Source organism: Microbacterium sp. SLBN-146, assembly GCF_006715145.1.
In the GTDB taxonomy this organism is placed as follows: Bacteria; Actinomycetota; Actinomycetes; order Actinomycetales; family Microbacteriaceae; genus Microbacterium.
In genome coordinates this window covers 55,255-73,372 of sequence record NZ_VFMR01000001.1, presented here as the reverse complement: position 1 = coordinate 73,372, position 18,118 = coordinate 55,255, and the positions used below count along the sequence as shown (strand labels likewise).

Sequence of the window (18,118 nt, the reverse complement as noted above, 5' to 3'; positions counted from 1 at the left end):
CGCTCTGACCCTCGCGAACGTCACGAACACGGCCGATGTGCCGGCGACGCTCACGGTGACCGCGCAGAACCTCGCGCTGTCGGCGACCGTCACCGCCGACGGCGCCGACACGACCGCGACGATGAGCGCGCAGTCGGTCTCGGGTGCCGGCGGCGGCAAGATCTCGGTCGCGGGATCCTTCGCACTCGCCGTCGTCAACCACACGACCCGCGCGTGGATCGACGGAACGGTCGCGCTTCTCGGCGGCGACGCGACGCTCACGGCGGTCAGCAGCGTCGCGAGCACCGTCAAGGCTCTCCCCTTCGACGACGGCGTCGTGGCGACGGGCGATGCGGGCATCGGCGCCTCCGTCGCACTGAACCTCGTGACCGACCGCACGACGGCCGAGATCGCCGACGGCGTGAGCCTCACGGGCGGACGCAGCGTCACGCTCTCCGCCACCGCGACCGACGCCGCCGTGACCGAAGCCCGGATGGGAGCCAAGGGCGGCGACGTTGCCCTCGCGCCCGCCGTCGCCGTGACGCTGTCCAACGTCACGACCTTCACGCGCATCGGCACCGGGACGCTCTCGATCACGGGCGACCTCGTGTCGACCGCGACGCAGAAGGCTTCGGCCGACACGACCGCCTCGTCGGCGGTGCTGGATGCCGCGGATGCCGCGATCGGCGTCGCCCTGGCCTTGACGATCGCCAACCACGGCGCGACCTCGACACTGGCCCGCAACGTCACGGCGGGCGGGGGAGTGCGCCTCGGAGCGTCGAGCGTCTCGGTTTCGAGTGCGCTCGCGTCGGCGTCCGCCGCGGGTGCGCCCGAGAACGAGGACTCGGGCGATCCGGAGAACCCCGGTGGCGGATCCGGTACGGGTGTCGACGACCTCGCCGCCGGCGAGCGTGCGCACGCCGACTCCGTCTCGACGGCGAACGGCGGCGAGGACTCCGGCTCGCAGGCGACGCCGAGCGCCGAGACGAGCGACGGTCCTGTCAGCGTCGCGGCCGCCGTCGGCATCGTCATCTCCGATGTCCGCGCCGAGACGGTCGTGGATCCCGTCGTCGCCGACATCGTCGCGGCGGGGACCGTCGCGCTCGAGTCGAGTGTCAACACGGATGCGCGCTCGGGTGGCGACGGCTCCGCCGCGGGCGACGGCGACGCGACGATCGGTGCGGGTGTCGCCCTCACCCTGTCGACGACGGTCAACCGCGCCGTCGTCCCCGTGACCCTCACGATCCGTGCGCGCGACGTGTCGCTCACGGCGGCCGTGACGGCCGACGGCACCGACACGACGTCGACCTTCGGCGCTGCGGCCTCTTCGGGAGCGGCGGGCGGCAACGTCTCCGTCGCGGGGTCCGTCGCGATCGCGATCGTCACGACCGACACGACCGCGGCCGTGTACGGCACGCTGATCCTCACGGGCGGAGACGTCACGCTTCTCGCCCAGAGCGCTGTCGCAGGCACCGTCACGGCGTTGCCGACGGGCAGCGGGACGACGGGTGCGGGAGACGCCGGCATCGGTGTCTCGTTCGCCCTCACCCTCGACACCCACCGGACGACGGCTCTCGTCGACGACGAGGTCTCGATCACGGGCGCGCGGAATGTCTCCCTCACGGCGGAGGCGCGTGACGCGACGACGACCGAGGCCCGCATGGGCGCCGAGGGCGGCGGCGTCGCGGTGTCCCCCGCCATCGCGATCGTGCTTTCGAACGTCACGACACGGGCACGGATCGGCACAGGTACTCTCACCGCGACGGGCGACGTCGTCGTCCGCGCGACGCAGCACGCCGCCGCCGAGAACACGGCCGCCGCCGAGGCCATCGCGGGTGGCGACGCAGCCGTCGGCATCGGCCTCGCCCTCACGATCGCGAACCACACCGTCACGGCGTCCCTCGGGCGCGTCGTCACCGCCGGTGGCGACGTGACGCTCCAGGCGTTCAGCTGGTCGCGCTCGAGCGCCCGGGCGTCGGCATCCGCGTCGGGGGCTCCCGAGAACGAGAGCGACGGCGGATCCGGTGGCACGGGGGTCGACCAGCAGGTCGGCGGTCAGCGCGACTACGCCGACACCGTCGCAGGCGGCTACGGCGTCGAGGGGTCCGGCAGCGCGGAGACGCCCAACGCCGAGACGAGCGCGGGCCCCGTTGCCGTCGCCGCCGCGATCGGCATCGTCATCGCGACCGTCCGCGCCCTCTCGATCGTCGAGCCGCAGGTCGAGACAGTCACGGCCGGCGGCCGGGTCACGCTGTCGTCGTCGCAGAACACGGATGCCGCGACGGGGGCCGACGGCTCGGCAGCGCGCGGCGGCGACGCCGCGATCGGCGCCGGCGTCGCGATCACGTACGTCGACGTCGTGAACCGCTCCGTCGTACCGGCGACACTCACCGTGCTCGCCGAAGCGCTCACCGTGAGCGCGACGATGACGATCGACGGCTCGGACGACACCTCGACGATCGGCGCCGTCGCGTCGTCGGGCGCGGGCGGCGGCAAGGTCTCCGTCGCGGGTTCGGTCGCCCTCGGCCTCGTCTGGTTCGACACTCTCGCGGCGGTGTCGGGAACCGTCGTGCTGACGGGCGGCGACGCGACGCTCGCGGCGGGAAGCGCACTCGCCTCGACGATCAAGGCTCTCGCGGCGGGCGAAGGCGTCGTCGCGACCGGTGACGCGGGCGTCGGAGCATCCTTCGCCCTTGCGCTCATCACGAGCGACACGCACGCCCGCCTCGACGACGAGGTCTCGCTGACGGGTGCGGACGACATCGTGCTCGTTGCATCGTCGACGAGCCGGACCGTCACGGAGGCGTCGATGGGCGCGAAGGGCGGCGACGTCACCGTCACCCCGGCGATCGGCATCACGGTCTCGAACGTCCGCACGACGGCCGTCATCGGTTCGCTCGTGTCCGGTCCGATCGAGGCGACCGGCAACGTCCAGCTCTCCGCGATGCAGCACACGGCCGCCGCGACGACGGCGGGTGCCGTCGCGACCGACGCGGGCGACGCCGCCATCGGCATCGCGATCGCTCTGACCTTCGCCTTCGACGAGACTCTCGCGGTTACCCGCCGGAGCATCGTCTCGGGCGGATGGACGACGCTCTCCGCGACCGGCTCGTCGCTCAACGCGTCGACCGCGAGCGCCTCGGCCAGCGGAGCTCCCGGTGAGGACAGCGCGGATGCCCCGTCGGGGAATGTCGACAGTCAGGTGCAGGGCCAGCGCGACTACGCGAACTCGGCGAGCACGTCGCAGGGCGGCGCGGGTGTGCAGAACAGCGACAGCCCGTCCGCCTCGACGAGCGACGGCGGCGTCTCGGTCGCCGGTGCCGTCGCCCTCACGATCTCGGACGTGAGCTTCACGGCGTACCTTCCCGACGATCTGGAGATCACGGCAGGTGGGCACGTGTGGCTCCTCACGGCGGCCCAGGTCGACGGCAAGGCGGAAGCCTCGGGCACGGCGCTCGCGCAGGACGACGCGGGTGTCGGCGTCGCGGTCGCCCTCAACCTCGCCTTCGTCGTCAACCGCGCGTGGGTCGGAGAGCGGGCCGTCGTCGCGGGCAACGGCTTCGCGGCATCCGCGACGATGACGACGCTCCCGGGCGACTCGACCCACGACTTCTCCGCGATCGCGAACGCCGGCGCCGGCTCGAAGGATGTCGGCGTCGCGGGAGCCGTCGCCCTCAACATCGTGACGAACAGCACGGAGGCCTGGATCCCCTCGTCGGCCGTCGTCGACTTCGGCACGGGCGACGTCACGATCGCGGCCGAGAACCGGCGCACCGACACGGCGAAGGCGACGGCGGATGCCACGGGCGGGAGCTCCTCGACGGGTGTCGGCGCCTCGCTCGCGGTCAACGTCATCGCCGACGACATGACGCGCGCCGAGATCGAGGACGGTGCGGATGTCGCCGGCGGCGCGAACGTCACCGTCCGCGCGGATCACGCCGACACGGTCGTCAACGAAGTGACCGCGGGCTCGGCGGGCGGAACGGCCGTGAGCCCCGCCGTCGGAATCAACGTCGTCCTCCCCGTCGTGCGGGCACGCATCGGCACTCCCGGACCGCGGCCCTTCGTCGCAACGGGTGACGTCATCGTGCGGGCCACCCACGAGGGATCGGTCACCGTCTCGGGAGACGCGGAGGCCGCGGGAGACACGGCGGTCGGTGCCATCGTCGTCATCAACGTCGTGACCCTCGACGTGCGGGCGACGGTCCTGCGCGACATCACGGCCGGTTCCCTGTGGCTCATCGCCGCGAACGAGGTGCACACGAGCGCGATCGCGAAGGCCAGCGCGGGCGGTGCCGATCCGACGAGCACGGGCGGCGCGAGCAACTCCGACCAGCAGGCGCAGAACCAGCTCTCGGGAACCCCGGCCACCAGTGCCTCCTCGACGACGCTCCCGTCGGCGAGCGACAACGTCTCGCAGGGCAACAGTCAGGCGGGATCGCAGTCGGGCCAGTCGAGCGACGGTGTCGGCATCGGCGCCGCCGTGACGGTCAACTGGGTCACCGTCACCTCGGAGGCCGCCCTCGCCCCGAACCTCGTCGTCGACGTCGACGGCGTCTTCGCCGTGCTGGCATCGAACGAGACGGATGCCGTCGCGCAGGCGACGGGGCTCAGCGCGAAGCTCGACGGCGGAACGAAGGTCGGCGCCGCCGTCGCCCTCAACGTCGTCACGGTCGACAACCGCGGAGTCGTCGGCGCGGGCGCCGACGTGCAGGCGGGAAGCGTCGCGATCACGGGGCTGTCGACGGGAGACCGCAACGACTTCCAGGCGTGGGCGATCGCGGCCTCGGGCGGCACGAGCGACACGTCGGTCGCGGGTTCCGCTGCTGTCCAGGTGCTGCTCCTCACGAACGAGGCCGTCATCGGCACGGGCTCCACCTTCGCGGTCGTCGGCGGCATCTCGCTTGACGCGTCGAACCCCATGGGTCTGTCGGCCATCGCAGCATCCGGTGCCATCACGCTCGACGGCAACGGCGTGGGCGCCGGCATCGTCGTGCAGTTCGTCGAATCGACGACCCGCGCCGTCATCGAATCGAGTTTCGCCACCCCGACCGTCATCGACGCCGGCGGCGCCATCATCGGCCGGGCCGCGGCATCCCTCGCTCCGCTCCCGGCACCCGAGATCCCGCTCCTCGGCAGCCTCGGATCGTTCACGGGTGTGGCGCTCGGAGCCGCCGCCGGCAACGGCGACGTCGCGGTCGGAGGCTCCGTCATCGTCAACGTCACCGACCGCGTGACGCACGCGGGCGTCGGCGAGGGCGCGCAGATCAACCAGGGCATTCCGGCCACGGCGGGACAGGACCTCGCCTTCACGGCATCCGATCAGACGGAGTTCGTCGATGTCGCCGGGGCCCTCGGCCTCTCGACGGGAACGGCGGGCATCGGCTTCGCGCTCATCGTCGGCGTGCACAACAAGGACGTCCGGGCGTACATCGGGCGTGGCGTCACGGCAGACCTCGGCGGGTCGGTCTGGCTCGTCGCGACCGCCGGCGAGGCCTTCACGCAGGTCACCGCCGGTGGGGCTGCGGCATCGGATGCCGGTATCGCGGGCTCCTTCGTCGTTCTCGTCGTCAACAAGGGCTCGGGCGCTCCCGGCACGCGTGCCTCCATCGAGGGTGGCGCCGAAACCCCCACGACCGTCCGCGCCCGCGGCTCGATGACGATCACCGCAGCCGACCCCGTCGAGGCGACCCTCTTCGCGGGTGCCGTCGGCGCGGCGAGCACGGCGGGCGTCGGTGTCTCGTCGGTCGTCTTCGTCCGCACGGGCATCGTCGACGCCTCGGTCGCCCCCGCGACGACCCTGTGGGCGCGCGGCGGTGTCGGCCTCACGCTCGCCGCGAGCCAGTCCGGTGAGATCTGGATGTTCGCGATCGGCGGTGCGGGCGCCGGAACGGCCGCCGTCGCAGGGTCGGCGTCCGTCGGCATCCACGACAACACGACCCTCGCCCACCTCGACCGCGGCGTCACGCTCGACGGCGTCGCCCCCGGTGGGTCGGCCTCGGCCATGATCAGTGCGACCGACCACACGACCCTTCGCGGCGTCGCGGGTCAGGCGGCGCTCGGTGGCACGGCGGGTATCGGCGCCGGCGCCGACGTGCAGGTGCTGACGAAGAACACGCGCGCCTGGATCGCACCCCAGGCGGTCGTCGCGGTGTCGGGAGACGTCGGAGTCGACGCGCTGTCGAGCGAAGAGGTCGTGTCGGTGTCGGCGGGTGCGTCCATCGGCGGCACGGTCGGCGTCGCCGTCAATGCGGCCGTGCCCGTCTACTCCATCACGACGATGGCCTTCGTCGGCGAGATCTGCGGCGCCGGCACGGTCAGCGCCGCGACGTGTCCGTCGTCGCGGGCCGACGTGTTCGCGGGCGGAAGCACGCGCGTCACGGCGAACGAGGTGCTGAGCCTCACCGTCATCGCCGGCGCGGTTGCGATCGGCGGCTCGGCGGGCGTTGGCGCTGCAGCGGCCGTGCCGATCGTCACGAAGGTCACGCGCGCGTTCATCGGCGACCTCTCCCGCGTCGTCGCGCAAGGCGGCGGAGCGGGAATGCTCGCGACGACGGGCGGCTACGACGTCCACTTCATCGACACGCGCTTCAACCCGCAGACGGCGCTCGTGGATGCCACGACGGTCGAGCTCGGCTACGCGCACGGTCTCACGAACGGCCAGCAGGTGTCGTACGACCCGGGCGGCGGGCAGGCGCTCGGCACCCTCGTCGCGGGCCAGCCCTACTACGCGGAGGTCGTCTCGCCGACGCGCGTGCGCCTCTACGCCTCGCCGTTTGACGCTGCAGGCAACCCCGTCGGCGCACCCATCGCGCTGACCCTCCCCGCGCGGCCGGGACAGTCGCACCGCATCTTCGGCACCGACGAAGGCGCGATGCCGCAGCGCGACGCCCCGTACTTCACGCCGTCGCTCGACGTGGCGGGCAACGTCGTGACGCTTCCGTACGACCTCGATCTCGACCTCGGCGACGCCGTCGTCTACACCGCCAACGGGGGAGCGCCCATCGGGCAGCTCGTCGACGGCGAGACCTACTACGTCATCCCCGTCGGACCGAACTCGTTCCGCCTCGCCCGCACGCTGTGCGAAGCCGACCCGAGCGCCGACGGCTGCTCCGGTCCGCAGACGCCGATCGCACTCGACGCGGCTGCCGCGACCGGACGGGCCCACAGCTTCGTGCTGCAGGGCACGACGGCACCGGGAGACCCCGCCCAGGTCACGGGCATCCGCATCCTGACTCCTGTCACGGGCGTCATCCGGGGCGTCGCCGTCATCGCCAACAACAGCGACGAGATCCTCGCGGTCGGCGCGACCGCGGCGGGCGGCACGGCAGGAGTCGGCGTCAGCGGCAACGTGAACGTCCTGAGCGTCGACACCGACGCTCTCATCGGAAAGCTCGCTCGCGTCAACGACGAGGCGGGAGCGAACGCCGCGCAATCGGTCGCCGTCGCCGCCGGATCCGCCTTCCGCCAGCTCATGGTGTCGGGTGCGCTCGCGGCCGGCATCGCGGGCATCGCGACGAGCGCCGCCGTCGACATCGTCGACATCGACACGGATGCCACGATCGACACGGGTGCGATCGTCCGCGCCGCGCGCGACATCCGGATCGTCGCCGACGCCGTCGCGAACGTCACGGCGGCGGGCGTCTCGCTCGGCGGCGGTGTCGTCGGCGTCGGGGTCGCCGTGGTCGTCGCCGTCCTGAACCTCCACACCTACGCGCGGACGGGGGAGCGGGTCACCCTCGACGCGGGGAACAACATCCTCGTGCAGGCGATCGACGACACCGACCTCACGATCGTCTCGGGCGGAGTGGGCGTCGGGTTCGTCGGCGTCGGCATCGGCGTGGGCGTCGTGTCGGGCACGAAGGACACTCGCGCCGTCATCGGTGCCGGCAACACCGTCGATGCCCGGGCTCTCGGCGGTGGTGCCCTGAGCGGCATCCCAACCGGCACGGTGAACGCGAACGGGTTCCCCGAGGGGACGCAGTCGGGTCTCGCGGTGCGGGCGTCGTCGAGCCAGAAGGCCTTCGGCCTCGCGGTCGCCCTCGGGGCGGGCTTCGTCGGTGTCGCGGGCGCCGTCAACGTCACGCTCCTCCGCGGAACGACGATCGCGCGGATCGACAGCACGTCGGCCGAGCGCACGGTCATCAACGGCGATCGGCCCGCCGGCGCGGCGCAGTCGGTGTCGGTCACCGCTACCGACCACACGGACACCTTCACGATCGGTGGCGGTCTCGGTGCCGGCTTCGTCGGGGTTTCGGGCGGCATCGACATCGGCGTCGTCGACATCACGACCGCCGCGAGCATCGGCGACTACGCGACCGTGTTCGCGAGCGACGATGTCGTCGTGCAGGCCTTGACGATCCGCAAGGTGCAGACGATCGCCGTCAGCATCGCGGGCGGCTTCGTGGGAGCATCCGCGTCGGTCACGGTGTGGACGGCGGGCGGTTCGCCGTCCGGCTCCTACGACGACGGCAGCGGCAGCAAGGACGCGCTCGCCTCCGAGGGCGAGGGGACGCCGCAGCAGCAGGCCGGTGGTCACGCGTCCGGCGGCGGCGCGAACGGCTACCAGGGGATCCTCGACGGCGCGACGACGGGCTCGAGCGACAACACGACATCGCGCTACACGCCGTACCTTCAGCAGGCGTCCGCCTCGATCGCGTCGCGTGCCCCCGGAACCGACCTCGTCTCGCAGGAGTTCTCGCTCCCGCCCGTCCCCGGCGGCACGTCGGGTGGCATCGGTGCGAACGTCACGATCGTGACGGGCGACGACGTGCGGGTCACGGCGCGCGCGGACGAGTCGTACTTCGGTCTCGCCGGCTCGGCGTCCGGCGGCGTCGGTGCCCTCGGCGCCTCCATCGTCATCGCGACCCTGGATTCGAACGTCGATGCGGGGATCGCCGGCGGCACGGTCATCCTCGCGGGCGGCGATGTCGCCGTGCAGACGGGGCATCGTGAGCGCACGGAGGCGCTCTCCTTCTCGGGGCAGCTCGGACTCCTCGCCGTCGCCGGCCAGGTCATCGTGCTCGATTCCGACGCGAGGCAGACGTCGCACATCGACGACGGCGTCGTGATCCCGACGGCCGGCGGGGTCGTCTCGGCGACCGCGCAGACGGACCGCCGCGTCGCACCCCGAACGATCGGCGTCGCCCTCGCGGCGGTCGCGGCGGGAGCATCCGTCGCCGTCGCCGACGTCACGGGTGACACACGCGCGCGGATCGGTCTCGCCGACCTCGGCGCCCTGACACCGGTCGGCGGCGTGAGCGTCTCGGCGACCTCCGTCATCGACGTTCCCGTCACGGCGCAGTCGGTATCGGGCGGCGTCGGCGCCTCGATCAACGGCGCGGCGGCGACGGGTGAGATCTCGGGAACCACGCGGGCGGAGTTCACGGGCATCGCCCGGGTCGCCGGTGCCTTCTCCCTCCTCGCCGATGGACGCAACACCGTCGACGCGCAGACGCTCAACATCCAGACCGGCGCTTTCACCCTGGGACTGACCCTCGCCCACGCGACGGTCTCGCGCACGACCATCGCCCTCGTCGCCGACGGCGCGTGGATCTCGGCGGGCGGTGCCGTGGGCGTCGCGGCGAACTCGCGGAACCGCGTCGACACCTTCACTCCCGGTGGCGGCCTCAGCGCCGTGACGGCGTCGCTCATGAGCTCCGTCGCCCTCATCACGGGACTCACCGAGGCGCGGCTGAGCGGCGACGTCGCAGACTCCGGCTCCATCACGGTGGCGGCGACGGGCCAGAACCAGGCGTTCGCCGAAGTCTTCCTCGCGAACATCTCGTTCCTCGGCGGAGCGACGGGCACGGAGGCGAAGGCCGAGGTCACAGCATCGGCCGCCGTCAACGCCTTCATCGACTCCGGCTGGGTCGGGAGCCGCGGCCTGATCGCCGCCCGCTCGACGATCATCGACGACGGCACGTACGGCAACGTCGCCCGCGCGCGCTTCTTCGGCGGAAGCGGCGGCATCGTCGGCTTCGGTGCCGCGATCACCTCCGCCATCCTGCGCGGCGCCACGATCGCCGAGATCTCCAGCACGGTCGGTGCCGCGGGCGGAGTCGAAGCCAGTGCGACGGGACGCTCGTCCGTCGAAGCGGACACGACGACCCTCGGGATCTCGGGCTTCGCCGTGTCCGTCTCGGTCGTCTCGGCGCTCCTCACCGACCAAGCGAGCGTCCGGGCGTCGATCATCGCCCCCGTGTGGTCTTCGGCGATGACGACGGTGCGGGCGCACAGCCGCAACATCGTGACGGCGACGACGGATGCCGCGACGGTCGCTGGCTTCGGCTACAGCGAGAACGTCCCGACCGCGACGCTTTCCGCCGGCACGCGCGCGGAGTTCCGCTCGACGCTCGTCGGCAACGGACTGACGGTCGATGCGCGCGGCGAGAACACGTCGACCGCGCGAGCGCGCTACGTCGACATCGGACTCCTCGCGCTCGGCGAAGGAGGAGCACGCGCCGTCGTCACGACGTCGGCCGCCGTCGTCGCCGAAGTGGCGTCGGGCGCCGGGCAGGTGCGCGCGGGAGCGGGTCCTGTGGCCGTCACGGCGTGGTCGCAGAACGCAGCGCTCGCCGACGTCCGGAGCGTCAGCGTGCAGCTCTTCCGCATCAAGGGCACGACCCCCGAAGCCTTCGTGTCGGCTCCCACGCGTGCGTCGTTCGTCGCGGGAGCGGCGGACTCCGGAGCGTTCACAGTGTCGGCGTCGTCGCGGAACACCGTCGACGCGACCGTGCGGGTCCTCTCGATCTCGGTCCTCGAAGGCCGCGACACGACGGCGACGGCGATCATCGAGGAGTCCGCAGACACGACCGCGTCGGTCGGATCCGGTGTGACGCTCCAGGCCACGGGTCAGGTCGCCGTCCGTTCCGAGAGCCGCGCGGGTACCCGCGCCGCATCTCACGTCGACAGCGGTGGCGGCGGGCTCATCGCGGGTGGGCGTCTCCTCTCGACCGCGACGATCCGCCCCGCCGTCAGCGCGTTCTACGACGGCATCGTGACGGCTTCGACGGGCGTCGTCGTCGCGGCATCCGGAGCAGCGGACGTCTCCGCCCGCCTCGACGGGGTCTCCATCGCGATCGCCTCGCTCGATGTGTCGCTCGCCGTGGCCGAACTGACGACCACGGCTGATGTAACAGCGCGGTTCGGGTCGGGGCTCCTCGTCACGTCGGGTGCCGTCGAGGTCACCGCCGGTGCCGTCAACACCGTCACGGCGCAGACCGACGTCGCGTCGGGCGGCATCTTCGTCGGCAGCTTCGATGTGCCGACGGCGCTCATCGGCTCCGCGACGACGGCCGACTTCTCGGGCGACCAGTTCGGCGGCACGGGTCTGGCCGTCCGGGCGAACGCGACGAACACCGCGACGTCGACGTCGGGCGGCATCGGATTCGGCCTCGGTGCCTTCACGATCTCGTCGGGGCGCGCGACGATCACGAGCGACGTCGTGACGCAGGCCCGGGTTCTCGCCGGCGCGACAGTGAATGCGCCCAACGCCGCCATCGTCGTGGACGCGATCGCCGTCAACACCGCGACAGCCGCGGGCGGATCCGTCGCGGGCGGGGCCGTCACGGTGAGCTCGGCAACGCCAGAAGCACGCATCACGGCGTCGACATGGGCGCGGATGCTCGCGCAGGTGCTCGGCGCGGGTGCGGGATCGGCGGGAGCGTCGTCGCTCGCGGTCCGCGCGCACTCGACCGACGAGGCCGTCGCGAAGCTGCAGAACACGTCGGGCGCCGCGCTCGCGATCTCGGTCGGTCGGGCGAAGGCGCACGTCTCACCCGTCGTCGACACGCTCGTGGGTGCGGGCCTCCCGATCGTCGTCAGCGGCAACATCTCGGCCGAGGCGACGGCGCAGCCGATCTCGCGCTCGTTCGCCGCCAACTTCTCCGTCGGCGTCGCCCTCAACGTCCAGACGAACGAGGCGACCGCCGAGACCCTCCCCACCGTACGGCTCGCCGTCGCCGAGGACACGTACCTGCGCGCGGGCGGCACGGTGCGCCTGACGGCCAACCAGAATTCCGCACCGCCTCCGCCCCTTCCCTCGTTCGCCTTCGACGCCGTCACGGGTGTCGACACGGGCGCGAACACGATCACCCTGACGGGCGCGCACTCGCTCGACGACTCCGCCACCGTCACCTACCACCGCGAAGGCGGCACGGCCGTGGGCGGCCTCACAGACGGGTCGGAGTACGGCGTGCTGGTCGTATCCCCGACGCAGATCCAGCTGGGAGCGGCGTTCGACGGGACGATCGTGGATGCCGCGAACGACGTCATCGTCTTCGGCCGGGAGCACCACTTCGTCGACGGTCAGCGCGTCTTCTACACGGCCGTGGGCTTCGCGGTGCCGGGGCTCGTCAACGGCAAGGCCTACATCGTCCGGGTCCTCGACGAAGTGCGCATCCAGCTCATCGATGCCGACACTCCCCAGACGCCGTACGAGTTCGACGGCGGCGACGTCGACGAGACCGACGGCCTCATCGTGGGTCCGCACTCCTACTCCGACGGCCAGCTCCTTCAGTACATCGCGCCCGAAGCCCGCGCCTCCTTCTTCTCCAGCCGCGTCGACATCGTCGTCGATGCCGAGGGCAGCCCCGTCCAGGTCGGCAGCCCGCCGACCTTCCAGATCGAGGACAACAACGTCATCGCCGTCCGCGGCCACGGACTGCAGACGGGTGACCCGGTCGTCTACCGCTCGACGGCAGGGGCGCTCGGGGGTCTCGCGCAGAACACGACGTACTGGGTCATCCGCATCGACCCGAACCGGATCCAGCTCGCCGCGTCGCTCTGCGAGGCGCTCGGAAACTGCGACGACGGCGGCGGCGGAACGATCCCCGTCACACCGCAGGGACTCACCCCCGACCTTTCGGAGGCGGGACTGCAGGTGCTCCACCAGCTGTTCGCGCCGGGTCAGCAGCCGATCGCGGGTCTCGCGAACGGTCAGGTGTATCGCGTCTGCGATGCGACGGCCGCCTCCTTCGGTCTCGAGCTCATCGACCTGCTCGGCGTCTGCATCCACGTCCCGATCTCGGCGGGCGGCAGCGTCGGCACGAGCCGCTTCATCCCGGCCGTCGTCGACATCGCGCCGGGCCTCGGCGTCGGCAGGCTCGTGCTCGACCTCACGAGCACCGGGACGGGCCAGCAGCGGATCCAGGTCGCATCCCAGACGCCGGCGCTCCCGTCGGGGCGCTACACCGAAGCTCGCGTGTCGGGCGAGGGCGGCGGCTTCATCTCGGTCGGTGAGACGCTCCCGCGGGTCGTCGTCGACGCGACGCTCGACCTCGACGTGCGCGACCGCGTGCGCATCGAGGCGGTCGGTGACATCACGGTCCAGACGCGCAACACCGCCGCTGCCGTCGCCGACGGCACGTCTGCGGGGCTCGGCTTCATCTCCGTCAGCCACGCTCGCGGCGTCGTGAGCGCACGCGCGACGACGACGGTGTCGCTCAAGCCCGGCACCCAAGTGGCATCGACCGGCGGCAGCATCCTGATCGATCCCCTCACGCTCGCGAGCGGCAACGCCTACGCGTCCTCGAGCGCCGGCGGCTTCGGTCACGGCACCGAGGCCAACACGCGGGCCGACCTCACGACGATCTCGCGGGTCACGCTCTCGGGCAGGATGACCGCCTGGAACGACCTGACGGCGACGTCGGGCACGGCGATGCAGTCCGAACTGCGCGCGAGCGCGTCGGGCGGTTCGTTCGCCGGCAGCTCGACCGCCGGCGACGAGTGCGGCAACTGCCACATCGTCGCCAACAACCAGTCGACGCTGACGGTCGGCGGCGACGCGTACCTCGAGGCCGACAATGTGCTCCTCCAGGCGCAGATGATCTCCACGCGCCTGTACGACTACAACCGCTCGAACGGCGACGGCGCGTTCGAAGACTCCGACGCACGATCCGAAGTCCATCTGACCTCGACCGTCCACACGCAGCTGAACAGCGACGCCAAGATCGTCGGCTGGCAGACCGTCACGATCCGCTCGACGCACGACAACCTCCTCCTGCGCGCCGAGGCGCGTGCGACGTGCGGATGCTTCGGCGGCGACAGCGACGCCGACGCGGTCGTCCGCTACAACGCCACGTCGTCGGTCCGGGCCGAGGCGGGCGTGCGGGTGCGCACCGCGACGCTCCTCGTCGAGGCGCTTCACGTCGGCATCACGCTCGAGCCGCGTCCGTCGACGGGTGGCGGCTTCATCGACTTCGGTGGCTCGGGTCAGAGCCTCACCGACAACCGCTTCCGCTTCGTGGAGTGGAACGCCGATGTCGTCCTTCACGCCCCCAACCCGATGCTCATCGTCGACGCGGCGGGCCGCATCATCAAGAAGTACGCCGTGACGGTGCGCGACGACCTCGGAACGCTGTACACGCTCGGCCAGGTCATCCCGGTCGGTCGCACGATCGTCGTCGAGGCGATCGAGAACAACGGCGGCGGGTCGGCGACCTACCACGCGAACGCGACCGGTGGCTCGCAGCAGGGCATCGTCCGGGGAGACCAGGGCACGCTGCAGGTGCAGAACACCTTCGACGTCGTGCGCCTCCACAACTTCTCCGACCGCGACCTGCGGGTGAACGCCATCAGCGTCGTCAACCTCGACGACGTCGGGGCGACCGTGAACGTGCGGGCCGATAACTCCAGCACCTTCCGGTTCGCGATCGGGCGCCCCATCTTCATCCCGACGTTCGTCGACATCGCCAACTGGTACAACGCGGGGACCGCCGACCTCCAGCTCTACGGCGCGATCGACAACCCGATCGGCACGACGCGCGTCATCGCCGAGAACGGCAACATCTTCGCGTTCGAAGACGGCGCGATCCGCACGAACATCGCGCAGCTGTACGCCGAGCGCGGCACGATCGGGCTCGCCGGCACGCTCCTCGGCATCCCGTTCCGCCTGCCGATTCCCATCGTGCTCGTTCAGAGCGACTACCTCATCGACGATGTCGACCCGACGCGGCTCGTCGAGCTCGTCGCCGACGCCCGCGACGACGTCGTCCTCGACCTCACCTACAGTGCTCGGATGCCGGTGGGCTCGCCCTACGCGTCGACGGCGTTCCTCCCGGTCCTCGGGCCGATCCACGCGGGACGCGACGTCAACATCCTCGTCAACGACAGCATCTTCGGCTCCGACCCGCCGCCGTTCACGTCGTACCTCGTCGAGGTCGTCGTGACCGACCCGCCGTCGAACGCGCCGATCCCGCCGAGCGGCCAGTACCACTCGTACTTCCACCCCGACCCGGGACCGTGGCCCGGCTTCACCGACCCCGTTCTCGTCGCATGGGGCACGTCGAACGTGCTGCGCGACAGTGCGTACACCTTCAGCGACGTGCGTGCGGGCGATGACATCGTCATCCGGCACCCGTCGACCGACACCGTCATCTCGTTCGACGTCCGGTCCGACGTGGACGCGACGCTCACGAGCATCCGCTACCCGGCGATCTCGTACTCGACGAGCGACGGCGACGGCGAGATCACGCTCCTCACCAACGGCGAGATATACGACTACGAGACCGTGGGTGACCTCCGCGTCGGGACGATCACCTCGACCGCCGACGACGTGACGCTCCAGACGGCCGAGAACACCGCATCGATCCTCGATGACGGCACGATCGACGACGGCACGCCTCGCGTCGCAGGCCGCGACATCGTGCTCATCGCGGGCCTTCTCTCCGGACGCATCGGCGGCCCCGACCTCGACCTGCCGCCCTTCTTCGACACGGCGCCCGACTTCCTCGAGATCCGCTCGTCGCTCTCGGCGCGCGGCCGCGTGACGGCGTTCGCGGGCGGCGACGTCCTCCTCGACCAGGTCGCCGGAACGCTCTTCGTGCAGGTGGCGCAGTCGCTCGACGGCGACGTCGCGCTGCGGACGCGGGCCGGCGGCATCCTCTCCGATGCGCCCGGCGCCGTGGCCCGCGTCATCGCGCGCGACGCGGACGGAGACGGGGCCGGAGGGAACATCGACCTCATCGCCGTCGGCGGCACGATCGGCGCGGACAGCCCCGACCGGTCGCTCGACCTCGTCGTCGACACGGGAACGGGCGCACGTCTCTACGCCCTCTCGACACTCGGCGATGCCATCATCTTCGTTCCGCCGACGGGCGTGTTCGTGACGGAGGCGACCGGCGGCCTTCTGCTCCTGCGGGCCGAGGCCGTCACAGGCGATGTCCGCGTCACGGTGCCGTTCGTCGACGGCGGAGACGACGAGAGCCTCTTCCTCCTCTCCGAGGGGCGCACGATCGATGAGCTCACCGACGTCGTGCAGGGCCGCGTCGTGGCGGGTGGCAGCGTGACCCTCCTCGTGGGACAGGACGTCATCGCTCCCCTCGACACACTCATCCAGGGCGACACCGTGACGATCCGCGCGTCGTTCGGCAAGACCCTCGCGAGCCAGGGCGGGTCGCTCCTCTACTTCGCGGGCGAGGTCACGGGACACCCGACCGAGATCTACGGCGGACTCGGCGACGACGTGTTCCTCTTCGACAGCACACTTCTCGGCGGTCACACCCTCGTCTACGGCGGCGACTCCTCGAAGCTCGCCGGTGGCGACGGCGACGACACGTTCTTCGTCTTCCTCCTGCAGTCGATGACGGGAACGCATCTCGCGCTCCCCGGCGACGACTTCGCCGGCACGGAGGTGCGCGACGCGCTCGTGCTATTCGGACAGGACGGCAACAACCACTTCCAGATCCAGACGTGGGGCGGAGAGGACGCCGTCGGTCACGACTACCGCATCATCGTGCGGGGCGGGGGAGTGCGCTACGGCCAGAACACCCTCACGATCGATGGCACGGATGCCGCGGATCTGTTCCTCTTCCGGGCACTGGCCGCGATCGCCGAGCACCCCGACGCTCGACGCCCCGCCTTCGTCGCGCAGATCAATGAGGATGCTGGCACGGTCGAGCGCATCTCCTACGACGAGGGCATCAACACGCGCCTGACGGTCAACGGCCTGGGCGGCGACGACGTGTTCGTCTTCGACGACAACAGCAGCGTCACAACCGTGTACGGCGACGACGGCAACGACACGTTCATCGTCGGTCAGTTCTTCGGTGCGCCGCGGATCGAGCCCGACGTGCAGCCCGGCGACGGCATGGAGACCATCGAGACCGAGTTCGGCGAGGCGAGCCGCGGCATCACGCTGCCGGCCGTGCTCTACGGCAACGCGGGCGACGACGTCTTCTTCATCAACGGCCACGTCGCGGAACTGCGGGTCGAGGCGAACACGGGCGACGACGCGTTCCAGGTGCTCGCCGTTCGCCTCGTCGATGGTGCGTACCGCCAGAACGGCTTCCTCTCGCTCGACGGCGGAGCCGATACATCGTCGTTCGCGATCCTCACGACGGGACCGGCCGCGGACATCGTCGTCGGCGCCGTGACGGTGCTGGGCGGTGGCCTCAACATCGAGTTCGACCACATCGTCGTGCCGACGGTCACGTCGGGGCCGGTCGTCGTCGAGGCGCCCATCGTCCTGCCGGACGAGAGCGTCGTGCCCCCGGCTCCCGTCATCGTTCCGGTCGTCCCGCGCGAAGCGGGGGCGGGCGAGGTCATCATCGTCGAGTCGGATGGGAGCACGACTCTCGAGACGGGCGTCAAGACCACCGACAGCTACACGATCGCGCTCGGGACGCCGCCGACGGAGCGCGTGTACATCACGATCTCGTCGGCGTACGCGGGCGGACTGCCCTACGCGGAGATCTCGATCGACGGCGGGCTGACCTTCCACGACCAGGTGATCCTGATCTTCGAGATCGGCGAGACAGGGCCGAAGACGGTCATCGTGCGTCTCATCGACACGGTCGGCGACCACCCGTTCTCGCTCTTCGCGCTCGTCCCGTCGGCAGAGCCCGGGCCCGGCATGATCGTGCAGACGGTGAGCCACATCGTGTCGAGCGACGATCCCCTGTACGACTATGCCGTCGCCAGGAACGTCTACATCAACGGCGGCGTGGAGGAACCGATCGTTCCCGTCGACCCGGTCGACCCCGTGGAGCCGGTCACGCCCGTTATCCCTGCCCAGCCGGCCTCGGACGGCGCCGACATCCTCGCGGCGACGGGTGCGCCGAGCATGCTCGGCTGGCTCCTCGCGAGCCTCCTCCTGCTCGGCGCGGGGGCGTTCCTGCTCCGCCGCCGCCGCGTCTGA

General features: G+C 71.3%; 1 protein-coding gene (cut by a window edge). It reads left to right on the top strand.

The features are described from left to right. On the top strand, window positions 1-18,118 hold the 3' portion of the coding sequence (locus FBY39_RS00235; RefSeq protein WP_141929689.1) for a hypothetical protein. It extends 13,169 nt beyond the left edge of the window; the window shows 18,118 of its 31,287 coding nt (coding positions 13,170-31,287); its start codon lies off the left edge, out of view; the stop codon is at window positions 18,116-18,118.